Origin of the sequence: Algihabitans albus (assembly GCF_003572205.1) — a bacterium.
Lineage (GTDB): Bacteria > Pseudomonadota > Alphaproteobacteria > Kiloniellales > DSM-21159 > Algihabitans > Algihabitans albus.
Map to the genome: position 1 here is coordinate 430,926 of NZ_QXNY01000003.1, position 14,724 is coordinate 445,649.

General features: G+C 65.1%; 6 protein-coding genes and 1 pseudogene. 2 read left to right on the top strand and 5 right to left on the bottom strand.

Annotated elements, in window-relative coordinates:
• Positions 1 to 3: 3 nt before the first annotated feature.
• On the top strand, positions 4 to 1,893 hold the full coding sequence (locus DBZ32_RS08670; RefSeq protein ID WP_119166734.1) for a hydantoinase B/oxoprolinase family protein: 1,890 nt from the start codon (positions 4 to 6) through the stop codon (positions 1,891 to 1,893).
• Between the two features lie 131 nt (positions 1,894 to 2,024).
• Positions 2,025 to 2,663: an N-carbamoylsarcosine amidohydrolase gene (locus DBZ32_RS08675; protein ID WP_119166735.1), complete on the top strand. Its 639-nt coding sequence runs from the start codon at positions 2,025 to 2,027 to the stop codon at positions 2,661 to 2,663.
• A gap of 75 nt (positions 2,664 to 2,738) precedes the next feature.
• Here DBZ32_RS08675 and DBZ32_RS08680 read toward each other — a convergent pair whose 3' ends face one another.
• From DBZ32_RS08680 to DBZ32_RS22820, 5 genes and pseudogenes are all read right to left on the bottom strand, one after another.
• A complete protein-coding gene (locus DBZ32_RS08680; protein WP_119166736.1) occupies positions 2,739 to 3,089 on the bottom strand; it encodes a hemagglutinin repeat-containing protein in 351 nt (116 codons plus the stop codon).
• A 100-nt stretch (positions 3,090 to 3,189) separates the two neighbouring features.
• Positions 3,190 to 3,462 (bottom strand): annotated as a pseudogene (locus DBZ32_RS22815) (SMI1/KNR4 family protein); the annotation flags it as partial.
• Between the two features lie 537 nt (positions 3,463 to 3,999).
• Positions 4,000 to 11,847 carry a hemagglutinin repeat-containing protein gene (locus DBZ32_RS08695; protein WP_162906653.1) on the bottom strand — a complete coding sequence of 2,616 codons (7,848 nt, stop codon included), beginning with the start codon at positions 11,845 to 11,847 and terminating at the stop codon, positions 4,000 to 4,002.
• 119 nt (positions 11,848 to 11,966) lie between these two features.
• Positions 11,967 to 13,664, bottom strand: coding sequence for a ShlB/FhaC/HecB family hemolysin secretion/activation protein (locus DBZ32_RS08700; RefSeq protein WP_162906654.1), 1,698 nt, complete (start codon positions 13,662 to 13,664; stop codon positions 11,967 to 11,969).
• Positions 13,665 to 13,682: 18 nt separating this feature from the next.
• The gene (locus DBZ32_RS22820) at positions 13,683 to 14,213 is read right to left on the bottom strand and encodes an invasion associated locus B family protein (RefSeq protein ID WP_119166740.1); all 531 of its coding nucleotides are present in this window, start codon (positions 14,211 to 14,213) and stop codon (positions 13,683 to 13,685) included.
• Between the last annotated feature and the right edge of the window lie 511 nt (positions 14,214 to 14,724).

Here is a 14,724-nt window from a genome sequence, read left to right on the forward strand (position 1 = left end):
GCCATGCCTGCAACGATCGTTCAGACCGACGAGACCCCCTTCGAGAGCGTCGCCCTCGATCCCATCACCCTCGACATCATCGAGAACGCCCTGCGCAACGCGCGCAGCGAAATGGACGCGGTGCTGTTCCGCACGGCCATGTCGCCCGGCATCCGCGAGCAGCACGACGCCTTCCCCATGATCGCCAATCATCGCGGCCAGATGGTGGTCGGCCAGTTCGGATCCTTCCTCCACGGCTTCATGCAGAGCTACCAGGGGACCATCGAGGAGGGTGACGTCTTCCTGACCAACGATCCCTATGCCTGCAACGGCGCGGTCAGCCATCTCAACGACTGGCTGGTGATGAAGCCGATCTACCGCGACGGCCGGCTGCTCGCCTGGGCGGCCATGTTCGGACACATGTCCGACAACGGCGGCAAGGTGCCCGGCTCCCTGCCGACCGACGCGGCCCAGATCTTCGAGGAAGGCCTGCAGGTGCCGCCGGTCAAGATCCTGCGCCGGAACGAGCTGAACCAGGATGTCCTCGACATTCTGCTGCGCAACTCGCGCATGCCCGACTGGAACCGCTCCGACTTCAACGCGCTGCTGGCCGCCCTGCGCCTGGCGGAGAGGCGCGTTCTGGAAATCGCCCAGCGCTTCGGCATCGACACCTACGTCTCGGCGATGGACGAAATGCTGGCGCGCAACAAGCGCGCGATGTCGGCGATCATCCAGATGATCATCCCCGAGGACCGCAAACTCTCCTTCGAGGATTACATCGACGACGACGGCGTCGGGATGGGCCCCTACAGGATCGCCTGCTCGATGTGGCGCGAGGGCGACACCGCGATCTTCGACTTCTCCGAGTCCGATCCGCAATCGATCAGCTCGGTCAATTTTCTGCTCAACGAGGACATGTTCAAGATGTTCCTGGGCGCCTTCACCATCAACCTCTTCGACCCGCAGATCCTGTTCAACGACGGCTTCTACGACCTCGTCGAAGTCCGTATTCGCGAGGGCACGATCCTCAAGCCGAAGCGGCCGGCCGCCCTCTCCTGCCGGACCCACCTGCTCGGCCGGATCTTCGATATCATGAGCGGCCTGTTGGGCCAGAGCGCGCCGGATGCGCTCTGCGCCGCCGGTTTCTCGGACAGCCCGCACTTCATGTACTCGGGCCACGACAGCCAGGGCGAATGGTATCAGCTCTACCAGATCGGCTTCGGCGGCATCCCCGGGCGACCTGCCGGCGACGGGGCCGACGGCCACTCGCTCTGGCCGGCCTTCACCAACGTGCCGAACGAGTACCTGGAGGCCTACTTCCCGCTGCGGATCCCGGTCTACGAGACCATTCCGGACTCCGGCGGCGCCGGCCTGCACCGAGGCGGCAACGGCGTGCAGATGGTTTACGAGTTCCTGGAGGCGGGGCAGATCTCCATCCACGACGACCGCTGGCTGACCTATCCCTGGGGCGTCAACGGCGGTCAGCCGGGCCAGCGCTCCATCAAGCTGCTGGAGCGGGCCGACGGCACGCGGGAGCTGCTGCCGTCCAAATGCGACCGCGTCCAGGTCGAGAGCGGGGACCGGCTGCACTTCAACACCTGGGGCGGCGGCGGCTGGGGCGATCCGCTGCAGCGCGACCCCGCGCTGGTCGCCCGCGACGTGGCCCGCGGGCTGGTGACGCCCTCGGGCGCGCGGGCCTACGGCGTGGTGCTGGACGAAGGCGGAGCGTTGGACGAGACCGCGACCGAGCGCTTGCGCGCGCAGATGGCGGCGGAGAGAGGCGAAACCGCGCTGTTCGACCGCGGCGGCACGGTCGCCGAGCTGCTGGAGCGCTGCCAGGCGGAGACGGGCCTGGCTCCGCCGCGTTCCCCGAGCTTCCAGAGCTTCATGACGGCGCGCAAGGCGGCGGAGTGAGGCCCGAGCGTGAGACTTCGGCGTGAGATCCTGGGCGCGAGATCCGGGCCGGACGAATCTTTGGAGCGGCGTGAGCCGGCGGACCGGCCCAGGCGGTCCGGTGGCGGTGCCTTCGGGAGAAGAAGCTTGCGATGACCGACCTGCAGGAAAACTACGGCGGTCTGTTCGACGGCCGTGTCGGCTTCGGCGACCGCCCGGCGCTGCTGTTGATCGACTTCGTCAAGGCCTACACGACGCCCGGCGCTCCGCTCTACGCCCCCGGCGTCGTCGAGGCCGTCGCCCGGACCGTGCCGCTGGTCGCGCTGGCGCGGGAGGCGTCGGTTCCGGTGATCTTCACCAAGGTTCTGTTCCATCCCAGCGGCCAGGACGGTGGCTGGTTCGTGCGCAAGGTGCCGGTCCTGCGTAGCTTCGTGCCGGGCGAACCGCTGACGGAGATCGTCGCGGAGCTGCCGGTGGCGGAGGACGACTTGGTACTGGTCAAGAACTACGCCAGCGCCTTCTTCGCCACCTCCCTGGCGGCCACCCTGACGGCGCGCGGCATCGACACGCTGCTGCTGGCCGGCTGTTCGACCAGCGGCTGCGTGCGCGCCACCGCCGTGGACGGCCTTCAGCACGGCTTCCGGGTCATCGTGCCGCGCGACTGCGTCGGCGACCGCCACCCGGCCCCGCACGAAGCCAACCTCTTCGACATCAACGCCAAGTACGGAGACGTCCTGCCCCTGGAGACGGTGATGAGCTACTTGCGCGAACTGTCCGGGCGGGCGGACTAACCACTTAGGTCGGGCAGCGGAGATGGGGCGCTGTCGTAAGCAGCATCGGCGTTGAGTTAGCATTCTGAACTATACTTACGTAACAAGAAGATCCGATGAGCAGAAAAGATCGGCTGACTGTGACGAAGAAACGCATAGCAACTTAATAAAAAAATTTGGCCGATGCAGAATTTTCCTAAATTTATTTATTCTACCAAAACCGTAATTCACCGTGAGAAAGATTTCGGCTCTATATTTCATATTCAATCTGGGCAAATTATTGCCATTCAGGCCCGTGCTGAAGCCGTAGCTGACACCCACCGAGGCTCCGAAATGAGACGAGTCATGGCTGCTGGTCGAGCGCGCCGCCTGCGCCTCCAGACGCAGCGTCTCCGCAGACAGCAGCACACGGTCCCCGGCCGAAACCTGCGCGCCGCGCGCCAGCAAAGTGTCCGACGCCTAGTAGGCCTACAGGCGAATGGCGCCCAGCTACTGCGTTCTCGCAAGTCTAGGATATAACCGAGGAGAATAAGGTCGGGAATGAACGTCATTCTCCCTCTAACCATACTTCCTTCGCCCATGTCGCTAAATCGGGCCAAGCTTCATCTGAAGAACCATTGTGGTCCCAAAACCGAAATCTACAGTCTGGTACGATACAATAATAATCACTGTTGTATTCACAGATTGGAAGCCAGTCTTTTGGCACTCCAATTTTTCTAGCTTCGTTTATACCAACCCGCAGATCTCCAAAATCTTCTTTCATCTCTTCATTCAATGCAAAATTAGAGATATAGCCTACAAATGCATTACTGACATTTCTTAGAAAGAATTTTTATTCCTCAGAAAACATAAAACCTATCATTTTTTCTATTTTTCAATAAGGGCATCATCCGGCAGGGGAGGATTTCTTCCAACCGGTTCGTCAGCCAGATTAATTTCCTCGATAATTTCTTCCAAAATAAATATCATCTATAAACACTCCAGGCTGTACCTTTTGCTAAGGTGCCGCGAATCACTTTCAATCCGCCAAAAGCGCCTAATTTCTATAGACATTTCTCCGCAATTCTAGAAATATATTCGCACAAAAGAATATATAACCGAGCAGCGATCTACAAAATTACTAAATATTTACTCTTCTTCTGATTCGACAATTGATAACTCACTCCAGTCATCACTCATATCTTGCCTATGCATATAGTAAGAAAAATAATTAAAAGTTGCATATTCAATATCTTTCTTTGAAAACCACACTGCTTCACACTCCGGACAGATAAATATCGTCTTTTTAGTTTTTTTGACTACAGCAGTTTTTATCCAATCCTGTTTGCAACGTGGGCATGAGATCTTCATTTCTAACCTACTGTGGATACGCAGTTATTATTTCAGAAGTACCAGGCTTTACGATAACACGAATAGATGTTTCACCAGTCGTTCCAATTGGTCTTCCCATGTCGACAACAAAGGCACCGGGATCTCCGGGCACAGACGCACCTCGCTTGCCCCAAGCTTCGTCAACCAAAGCCAGAGCATCATCGCCTTGCACGTTAAATACTGTGTGCACCGGTTTACCAGGGTTTGGATGAGTATGGTCCAAAACATGATCCACTCTGTTTCCAAACTTTTCATCTCTTCCGTACTTTAGGCCACTTGGCGAAACATGGACTAAGTCCCCCTGCGGCGTCCGATATGATGTGAATCCTTTTGGTGTGTTTATCTGCGCACCAGCACCATGGACAGGTCTCCAATCCTTTGGCGCCACACTGTGTTTAAGCACATCGTCTGGAACAGCAGCGTTACCTCTCTTCGGCGCGACGGCATCCTTGATCGACTTGCCGGCCGGAACGATGGCCGGCACCAAGGCGGCGACCAACAGTTTGGCACCGGCCAGATCTCGACTTACGAAGGCATCCGTCCCATTCGCCTGCCGTTCGGCGATGTCATCTCGAGCCTCTTCGTAACTTGTCCCTTCAACCAAAGCGTAGAGATGCGTCGCCGCGAACTCCAAGGCGGCGCTCAATTCCTCTCCTGCAAAGGTGTCAAGCGCCGCGTCGACGACTTGACCAGCAGCGGCCTTGAACGGACCGCCCAAGGCAACGTCGAGCGCTAAGAAGGTCGACGTGACGACCGGCTCAGGCCAGCTTTGCAACTCTTGCGCCACTTCGCCGAGAGACCGCAGCAGGGCTTCGCCGGCGCTTGGAGGAGTGCCTTCGACGATACCGACAAGGAGCGGACCTTCCTTGGTTTTGTAAGCTCCTGTCTCCGTCCTCGACAGCATCTGACTCGCCTCGCGGAGATCTGGATTTTTCAGATCCTCCAGCGACCCGATCTGCCCGACGACATCGATCAAGGTCGTCAAGCTTTCCAGCATGTCGCCGTTCAGCAGCAGGGCGTTGACCTCGTCGGACGACAGGCCGTTGCGGATCATCGCCACCGCGATGTCTTCCAGGCCTTCGCCCAGATGCTGCGCCTCTGGCGGCAGCTCGTAAGTCAGCACCCGCAGCTCCGCCACGAGGTTCTGCGCCGCCTGCGTGAAGCTCGGGAAGCCCGCCGCCACCTCGTTGATCGCCTGTGGCGAGACGTAGACGTCGAAGCTGGTGCGCTCGTCCTTGGTGACCTCCAGCGCGCGGTCGGGGTCGCGATTCAGGGCCGCCAGGTCCTGGGCCTGCGCGTCCGGGTCGGTCACCGTCACATCCCCGGTCACCGTCGCCCGCGCCACCTGCTCGCGCGCGTGCGAGGCAAAGCCGCCCTCCACCGTCGGCAGCCAGTCCGGCAGCAGACCTTCGCTGTTGCCGCCACCGCCGGTCAGCGGGAGACTGCCGCTCAGGGAGAGATCCACCTGACGGCCCCGGTCGTGGCCCTCCAGGTCGGCCCAGGACAGGCTGCCCGTCGTCAGGTCGCCCGCGATGTAGCCGCCCTCGAGCCGCGTGTGGCCGCCCACCTCCACCGAGACGTCGGCCCCCAGGAAGCCGGCCTGGCGGTCCATCCAGGCGCTGTCGCGCTCGCCCTCGCCGAAGGACACCCCCAGCGGCAGGCTCACAGGACCCCTGCCGCTCGGACCGCCCAGCCCCATCGAAATCCCCAGGCTGGCGCCCCGGCTGCGGTTCCGGCTGCTGGACAGGTCCGCGACCGTCACCACCTCCAGGTCGCCGCCGATCGCCGCCCGCACACGCTCGCCGGCCACCACCGCCCCGATCAGCGCCGCGTCGCCGCCGACCTCCAGGTCCACCGAACGCCCCGTCACCTGGGTCCAGAGATGGCGCGTCGCCTCCGACTCGCTCTCCCCGAAGCCGCCCGAGACCGAGGCGTTCAGCCCGCTGCCCCAGCCCGCCGGAGCGCCGCTCGTCAGCCCCGTGCTGAAGCCGTAGCTGACACCCACCGAGGCTCCGAAATGAGACGAGTCATGGCTGCTGGTCGAGCGCGCCGCCTGCGCCTCCAGACGCAGCGTCTCCGCAGACAGCAGCACACGGTCCCCGGCCGAAACCTGCGCGCCGCGCGCCAGCAAAGTGTCCGACGCCGCAATCGTCAGGTCGTCGCCGGCCTGCAGCACCGTCGGCACCGCCGTCTCGCTGCTGCGGCTCCAGCTCCGGTTCGAGCCCGACACCCCGAAACCCACCGAGGCCGAGACCGGGCTCGACAGCGCCGAGGTCACCGCGTCGACACTGCGCAGGGCGCCCGACGCCCCGCTGATCAGCGTCGCGCCCGCGCCACCCTCGGCCCCCGCCGTCGAGCTGACGGAGTCCGCCACCGTGCGCGCCGCCTGGCTGACGTTCTGATTCACCGACGCCGTGATGCCGACGAAGAGCTCGCGCTCGAAACCCGACAGGGTCTCGCGGTCCAGCGCCGCCAGCAGCGACACGTTCTCGCCAGACAGAACCAGGTCGTCGCCGGCCGTCGCCCGCGTCGCGACCAGGGTCAGGTCCTCGCCAGCCGACAGGTTGAGGTCGCGGCCCGCGCTCAGGGTGGAGACGGCGTTGTAGTCGCCCTCGAAGTCCTCGCCGGCCTCGTAGACCTGCAGGCCGACCGACAGGCCGATGCCGCCCTCGTCGGCGGAGAAGCCGATCCCGAAGCCCGAGCGCGACTCCCGCTCCTCCCGCCGCTCGCCCTCGCGGCCCGGCGCCACGGTCAGATTGCCGGCGGCGGCCAGGGCGATGTCCTCGCCGGCCGCGACGTGGCTGCCCTGCACCGCGATGTCGCCGGTCGCCGCCGCCGTCAGGCTGCCGCCCGCCGACAGCAGGCTCGGCAGGTTGGTCTCGCTCCAGGTCCGCTCGCTGCGCTCGGAGGCACCGTAGAAGGAGACGAAGCCGCCGCCGGAGCCGGCGAAGAGGCCGGAACGGCTGCCGCCCGAACCGTCATGGGAGGCCTCGGTCCCGCCCTGGACGATCAGGTCCGCCTCGCCGCCGCCCTCGACGAAAACGCCATTGGTGGAATCGAGCAGATAGCCGGCCAGGAGCTGGGCGTCGTTGCCCGCGGCGATCTCGCTGGCGAAGAGACCGATCCCCTCGCCGCCCGCGATGGTCAGGGCGCCGTCGCGCGCGCCGACGAAGGAGCTGCGCAGGGTCCGGCTCTCGCTGTCGCTCCAGGACGAGGAGGAGGAGAGGAAACCCGACGACTCGCTGCTGTCGCTGTAGTAGCTCGTCTCCTCCGCCGCGGTCAGCGTCACCAGGCCTTCCGCCGCCAGCAGCAGATCGCCCTCCGCGATCGCCGTCGAGGCGCCGAAGGTGATGTCCTCGCCGGACAGGACGGTCAGGGCGCCGCCGGAGGTAACGGAACTGCCGTTCTGCTGCATGGCGCCGAAGGCGACGCTGATCGACTTGCCGCCCTGGCTGCCGCCGTAGGCCGTCTCTTGCCGCGTCGCGATGGCGCCGAAGGTGACGTCGCCGCCGGCCGCCAGGCGCAGGTCGCCGCCCGAGTTCATCTGCGAGCCGAGCGAGACCAGATCCTGCGCGGCGCTGAGGCTCAGGTCCCCGCCCGACTCGATCCGGCCGGCGGAGAGGATCTGCTCGACGCTTCCGGTCTGGGCCTCCCAGCTTTCCACGGTCGCGCTGTTGACGATGGAACCGCCGAGCGAGACGAGCGAGGCCGCGCCCTCGGCCGCGATGCGGCCGCCGAGGTTGGCGAGCTCGTCCAGCACGGTGATCGCCAGGTTGTCGTCGCTCAACAGGTCGCCGGAGTTGGTCAGGCCGGCGGCCTCCAGCGCGACCTGGGTGCCGGCGATGCGACCGCCGTCCAGGGCGATCTGGTCGAGGCCACCGCCGGCGAGATAGAGACGCGGCGCCAGCACCCTCTGGCCGGCGACCTGCACCTCCTCGTACCAGACGATGCTGGAGGTCAGGCCGGCCACCTGCTCGGCCGTCAAAGCGACGCCGGGCACCAGGTTCAGGTCCTGCGCCTGGGCCGCCGCCGCATCGAAGAGACCGCGCATCTGCGCGCCGTCGTCGGCGTAGTCGCCCAGGTAGCGCTGGCCGGTGACGTCGAGCACCTGCTGCAGCACGTAGCGCGTTTCGAAGAAGGCGTCGCCCAGGAAGGGCGGCAGACGGTCGGGGTCGTAGTCCAGCCGGTCGAGGAAGTACTGGGACCCGTAGAAGCCGGAGAGCGCGGCGAACTCGTAGCGGCTCTCGATCAGATATGTGAAGCCCGGCTCGGCGTTGGCGACGAACAGCCCGCGTCCGCCGGAGATGTCGGCGAGCAGATCCTGCGCCGAAACGGCGGTGGGCGTCGGCGCGCCGGTCGCGGGGACCCCGAAGCCCGGCAGGCCCGGGGCCGCGCCGGACAGAGTCGCGGGCGACAAGGCCGGCACGCCGGCGGCCGGTCCCGTCGGCGCCGAGGGCGTCGCGACGGTCGGAACCGTACCGGAGAAACCCGGCAGGCCCACCAGGTTGGCGCGCGCGACGATGGTCTCGTTGTCGACCCGGCCGGTGAAGGAGCCGGCGATCGCGCCGCCCGCCCGAATGGTACCGGACAGGCCCGGCCCGTCTTCGCGGAACCAGGGCTTCGGCGCGGTGTCGCCCAGGCCGGCGTCCTGCCAGGGCGCGCCGCGTCCGCCCACGGTGCGGCAGAGGTCGTCGTTCTCGCAATCGATGTACCACTGGGTTTGGCTGGAATAGCCGGTGTTGGCCAGGCTCTGCCCGGTCAGAGTCATGTCGCCCCGCGCCAGGATGTGGCTGGCGTCGTTGCGGATGGCGCCGGCATCGAGAGTCAGATTGCCGCCGGCCGAGATCAGGCTTTGAGCACCCGAGGCCTGAAAGCTGACCTGATCGGCGAAGACGCGCACGCCGGCGCTGGAGGGCATGCCCGTCCGGAAAAAGTAGTAGACGGCATAGTCGTAGCCGCGATGGGGGTCCGGCACGATCACGTGCCAGCGGTCCGGCCGGTTGTAGTACTGCTCGGCGTTGTTGTGGCCGGGATGGCCGGGAATGTCCCGGTATTCCGGAATACCCTCCAGATAGTCGCGGTAGCAGGGTTCCTCGCCCCGATGGCCGCAGCCGGAGGGCCGGGTCTGCACCCGCCGCCAATAGTTCTGGGCGGCGTAGAAGGCGTCGAAGACGCGTTGGCTGGACTGCTGCACGCCGCCCTCGAGCAGGTTGTCGATGCTTTGGGCGCGGATCAGGATGTCGCCCTGGGTCGCCTCGATCAGGCCCGAGCGGTTGGCGACGCGGGTGGCCTGGCTGCCGGCAGTCGCGCCCTCGATCACCAGGTCGCCCGTCTCGGCCATCACGGCGCCGCCGGCGTTGTTCAGACTGCCGGCGAGGGAGATACCCAGGTTGCGCTGCGCCATCAGCAGGCCCCTGTTCACGGCATCTCCGGAGAAGGACAGCAGCAGGTCGCGTCCGGCCACCAGCGCCGCGCTGTTGTCGAGGCCGGCGGCCGTCACGCGCAGGTCGCCGGTCGCGGATTCCAGAGCGCCGCCGTCGAGCGTCAGCACATCGGACAGCGTGATCTCCAGCGACCCGCCGACGGCCGCGATCAGGGCGTCGTTGGTGAGACGGGCCGCCGAAAGGGCGACGCCGCCGCCGGCGATCTGGCCGCCTCTGTTGGTCGCGTCTTGCTGTAGCGCCAGCGACAGCAGCCCCTGACGCGCCAGCAGCGCCGCGCCGCGGTTGTCGAGCGAGGCGGCGGCCAGGTTCAGCGCCCCGGTCCGGCTTTCGATGCGGCCGCCGTCGTTCAGCGCGCCGCCCGCCAGCGAGAGCATGACCGGGCCCGCCGCCTGCAGGACGCCGCGATTGACGAGGCCGCCGCCGAGGCCGAGCGCCAAGGCGCCGCCGGACAGCAGGTCGCCGTCGTTAACGAGAGTGCCGCCCCCGACCTCGAGCAGGCCGTTTTCCGCGACGATGTCGCCGTCGGCCAAGTTGTTCAGCGTCGCGGCCCGCGCGGTCAGGCCCGAGAGTGCATAGAGCTGACCGGCGTTGGTCAGTCCGCCGGTCACGATCGCGGTCAGACCGCTTCCGGCCGCGATCAGTCCGCCGTCGCGGTTGTCGAGACTGCGGGCCGACAGCTGCAGCGCACCCGAGGAGGAGGCGATGCGCCCGGCATTGCCGACCGCGTCGGCGGTGACGGAGACGGCTCCGTCCCGCGAGGAGATCGCGCCGCTGGCCGCGTTGTCGAGGTCGCCGACCGTGAGGGACAGGTCGTCGAGCGCGAAGAGCCGGCCGGCGTTCGCGAGCGAGTCCGCCACCGCCACCTCGAGCCGGGTGCCCGCCGCGATCAAGGCGGCGTCGGCGTTGGTCATGTCCGCCGCCGCGATCCGGGCCGCGCCTCTCAGCGCCGCGATCCGGCCTCTGTTCGAAAGCCTGGCGACCCTCAGCGACAGGCTATCGCCGGCGCGGATATCTCCCTCGTTCGTCAGGCGGGCCGCCAGCGTCACGGAGATGTCGCCAGCGTTGGAGACGATCTCCCCGCCCGCTTGGTTGCGCAGCGCGCCGCCGGCGATGGCGACGTTCTGAGCGGCGTAGAGTTCGCCCGCGTTGACCGCCTCCCGCGCGACCTCGATGTCGAGGCTGCCGGCGAGGGAGAGGACCGCACCCTCGGCGGCGTTGTTCAGCCGCCCGGCCGTCAGCTCCAGGGTGTGGCCAGCAACCAGCCGGCCGTCGTTGTCGAGCTCCTCTGCGACCTCGACCGCCAGGTCGCGTCCTGCCGCGATCACGCCGCTACCGGTTGTCTGCAACGTCTCCGCGGTGACGGACGCGTTGCCCTCCACCGCCGCGATCCGCCCTCTGTTCACGGCGATATCCGCCGCAACTCTCAGGTTGCCCGTCTGGGCCAAGATCTCGCCTGCGGTCTCGTTCGTGATTGTCCGCGCCTGAAGAGACAGATCTTGAGCGGCGACCATGGCACCGCTGTTGGTCAACTCCTCGACTTCGACGGCCAGATCCTCGGCCGCCGAGAGACGGCCGGTCATCACCAGCTGGCCGTCCGTCGTGATCGACAGGCTGTCCGCGTTGGCCGCCAGCGTGCCGTCGAGCGAGACGCCCGCGCCGGCCTCGTTGGCGATCAGGCTGATGCGCCCCGCGTACATGCCGCCGAAGGCGCTGGAATCGATGGCGATCTGCGGGGTGCGGCCGTCGGGCGCCAAGGCCTCGTGGCTGCCGTCGGCGTAGAGATAGCGATTGCGACCGGCAAGGACATCGATGTCCTGACCGTGCAGAGGCCCGGCCAGCTCGACCCGGCGCGCCACCACGTCGAGAAAAGGCACAGCGGAGAAGTCGCCCCCGGCGCCGCGAAAGGCGACGGTGCCGTCCTCCACGACCAGCGCGCGCAGGTCCCCATCGACCATGTCCGGCACACCGGTGGAGAGGGTTACCCGGCTGGTGTTGATGAAACCGCAGCCCGCGCAGGTCACGCCGTTGGGATTGGCGACGATCACGTCGGCCATGGCACCCGCGACTTCGCTGTAGCCTTGCAATAGACTGTCGGCGGTCCCGGTGACCTCGTTGAGAATGATACTGGCCGAACCGGCCCCGAGGTTGGGATTGCCGTAAACCATGCCGGCAAGATCGGTCTGGCTGAGGCCGGCCGCGTTGTTGAGGATGATGCCCTCGGGCGCGACGTTGTAGTCGGTGAACTGGTTGTGGGAGACGCCGGCGCCGGAGGGCGTGGCGATGTCGACCTGAGTCAGACCACTCGCCGTCGTTCCGATGGCGGTATTTCCCACCTGATTGGGGTCGACGACGATATTGCTCTCCGCCCGGGCCGCCGTGATCGGCACCATGGGCTGGACCGCGAGCAGGACCGCGAGGCCTGTCGAAAGAACCCGGCGAAAGGCAGAGACCCGGGCCTCTGTCGGGCGCGCAGCCCCTCTTCTCCATGACACCTCTGCTCTCGATGACATCAGAAGGTCGCTCCCGCCCGAAAGGTGAAAACCAAGCCCTCGCTGTCCAGCGGTCCCTGGACCACCGAGTGCGCCAGGTTGGCGTCGAAGTTGAGAGGGCCGCCGGAGGCGCGAAGCCCCAGGGCCGTGCCGGCGATGCCGCCATCGGCATCGGAGAGGTTGTCGGCGTCGTCCACCCAGCCGGCATCGAACGCGCCGTAGAGCTCGACGCGGCCCACGGCGTCTTCCACCCAGCCCAGCCCCAGAGAGGGCAAGGTCCAAACGAGGTCGTTGCGCAGCAGCAGGCCCTCATCGCCGGCAATGCTGCCGTCCCGGAAGCCGCGAACGGTGAAGTAACCGCCGAGTGTCAGGCGCTCCGACCCGAAGAGCGTGTCGGGGCTCCACTCCGCGCGGAGGCTGGGACGCCACATCAAGGAGACATCGCCCAGCGGCAGGGGCTGAAAACCGTCGAGCAACAAGACCGCCTTGGTGAACTGCGCCTGTGGCGTGCCCGAGGGTGCATCCGGATCGTCGTCGAGCGACGTGCCGAAACCGCGTGGCAATCCTCGTTCGACGGCGAGCGTCGCGAACCAGGCGCCGCCCAGCATCCTTTGGGTCTGGCTGAGACGGGCCTCTGCCACGGCCAGGCGTCGCGACCCGGTCTCCAACTTGAAGTCTTCCAGAAAGCTCTCGGTGTCTTTCAGGCTGTAGCGGGCCTCCAGCGTGGTCTTGCTCCGCTGCCCGCGCCCCAGTACCCAGGAGACGCCGCCTTCCCCTCGCCAAGTCTGGCCTGACAGGGAGAAGTCCGTGGCAGCGCCCTCGACGAACTGCAGATACTCCGAGTAGGCAAGTTCGGAGAGCAGCGTGAAGCGGCCGTAGGGGATCGAGAGGAAACCGCCGGCCGAGAGACTCTCGCCGTCGGTCTGGTTCGGCAGCGACCGCTCCAGATAGCCCGACCAGCCGTCGAGCAGACCCAGCGCATTGTCGATCTCGGCCGTCATCCTGCCGCGCAGGCGCCCGGTGCGCTCGCCTCCCAGATTGTCGAAGCCACCGCCGACCCGCATATCGCGCTCCGAGGGCGTTTCAATCACCACGCGGCTCGTGCCGGGGTCCTCGCCGGGTTCGATGCTGAGGCGGGCATCGATGGCGCGAAGCCGGTTCATCTGCTCCAACCCCTGCTCCAGCTCACGCAGATCGAGTGCGTCACCGGTCAAACCTGGAAAGGCCATCCAGACCGCCCCGACACCAGCGCCCTCACGATCGTTGAAGCGAAAGCCTTCGATACGCCCTTCCACGACGACCAGTCGCAGAACCCCTCCGGTCAAATCCTGTTCCGGCAAGAAGGCCCGGCTGGTGACGTAACCGCGATCGATGTAGCTCTGATTGATCTCATCGAGCAGCGCGTTGAGATCCCTCAGCGTGAGGCAGCGGCCTTCGTAGGGCTGCGTGAGACCCTCCAGGATCTCCTCGCTCAACAGGGTCGCTCCCGAGACTTCGACCTCCTCGACCTCGATGCAGGCATCGTCAGGTCGCCGGGGAACCGGTTGCGGCCGAGGCGCGATCTCATCGTCGGGCGGTGCAATCCGCTCCAGCTCGCGCTGCCGCTGTTCGAACTGGTCCTGCTGCTGACGCGGATTCTCGAGCTCTTGCGCCGAAGCCGATCCAAAGGCCCCTAGGCACAGGAAAAGTATGAGAAAAGCGCAAGTCGACTGCGACATCATTGCCGTTTGCCCGACTCAGGAGTCTTGTCGACTACGGTCGAGCGCGCCGAGAGCCGCCGTGATCCCCTCGAGCGAAAAGAGAACCTCCAGCTCACGACCGCCACGCAACGCAAAAACCGCTTTTCCCTCGGCCCCTCGCCTCAGCTGATCGATCAACTGCTGCTCAACTGTCGTTTCGATCCAACAGCCGGCCTGATCGCAGATCTGGTACGCAAAGGACTCCGACTTCTCGTCATCGACGGAGAGACGAAGGCCGGTCGGAAGGTGCACCGACAAGGGCGTGACGATTACAAGCCGGTGTTCGCCGCCGACGTCCTGCGTGATCGCGATCCGCAGAACGGTCGACGGCTGACCCTCTTGGAACGCCGTGACATCCTGCGCAACTTCACAGAGCCTGCGGTCACCCTCAACCCGAACGCAGCGGTAAAGCCAATTGCCATAAGCCTCCGTCACCATGCTCGGCTGATCCGCCGCCCGTACGGCGGATCCTGGCAAGACGGTCGCAACGGCAAAAACGAAGACGAGAAAGGAGACATAGTTTTTCATGTTCAAGAACCGGCCCTCGACAGACTGCGTGGTAGCGGTTGGCGCTCCCTTCGCAGCACGCTCTACAGATCTCGTGACACCCTCTTCCAGCGACACCAGACGCGGAGCGCCCAACTCTGAGAACAAAGCCAGATCGGATCTCCGGCGTTACTCGGAACGCCCGGCGATTTCTCCTCTCGCCCTCGGCAAGAGACTGGATCGCTGAAAAACTCGGAACAGGAGACACAGCACCAAGCCACCGCAACCGTTACACGATTTCAAATCATCGATAGCAGTCGAAGCAAATGATGGGAATTTTATAAAAAACAAATTTGAATATTATTCGGAATTTAAAATAAAAATTAACCATATAAAGAAATACAGGATTTTATATTTAAAAGAAACTCTCTAGCATCACTGGCGATCTAAGATTCGCGGGCAAGTTGGCAGAACCCTGAAAGGCTAAAAGTCTTACGACCAGAAACCTTAGCCGACGAGATTCCACCCGCTCGCTGCTTTAGCTGCTGCCTCT

Coding starts and splice junctions, on each gene's coding strand:
- DBZ32_RS08670 (WP_119166734.1), top strand. CDS start 4: ATGCCTGCAACGATCGTTCAGACCGACGAGACCCCCTTCGAGAGCGTC.
- DBZ32_RS08675 (WP_119166735.1), top strand. CDS start 2,025: ATGACCGACCTGCAGGAAAACTACGGCGGTCTGTTCGACGGCCGTGTC.
- DBZ32_RS08695 (WP_162906653.1), bottom strand. CDS start 11,847: ATGGTGCCGATCACGGCGGCCCGGGCGGAGAGCAATATCGTCGTCGAC.
- DBZ32_RS08700 (WP_162906654.1), bottom strand. CDS start 13,664: ATGTCGCAGTCGACTTGCGCTTTTCTCATACTTTTCCTGTGCCTAGGG.
- DBZ32_RS22820 (WP_119166740.1), bottom strand. CDS start 14,213: ATGAAAAACTATGTCTCCTTTCTCGTCTTCGTTTTTGCCGTTGCGACC.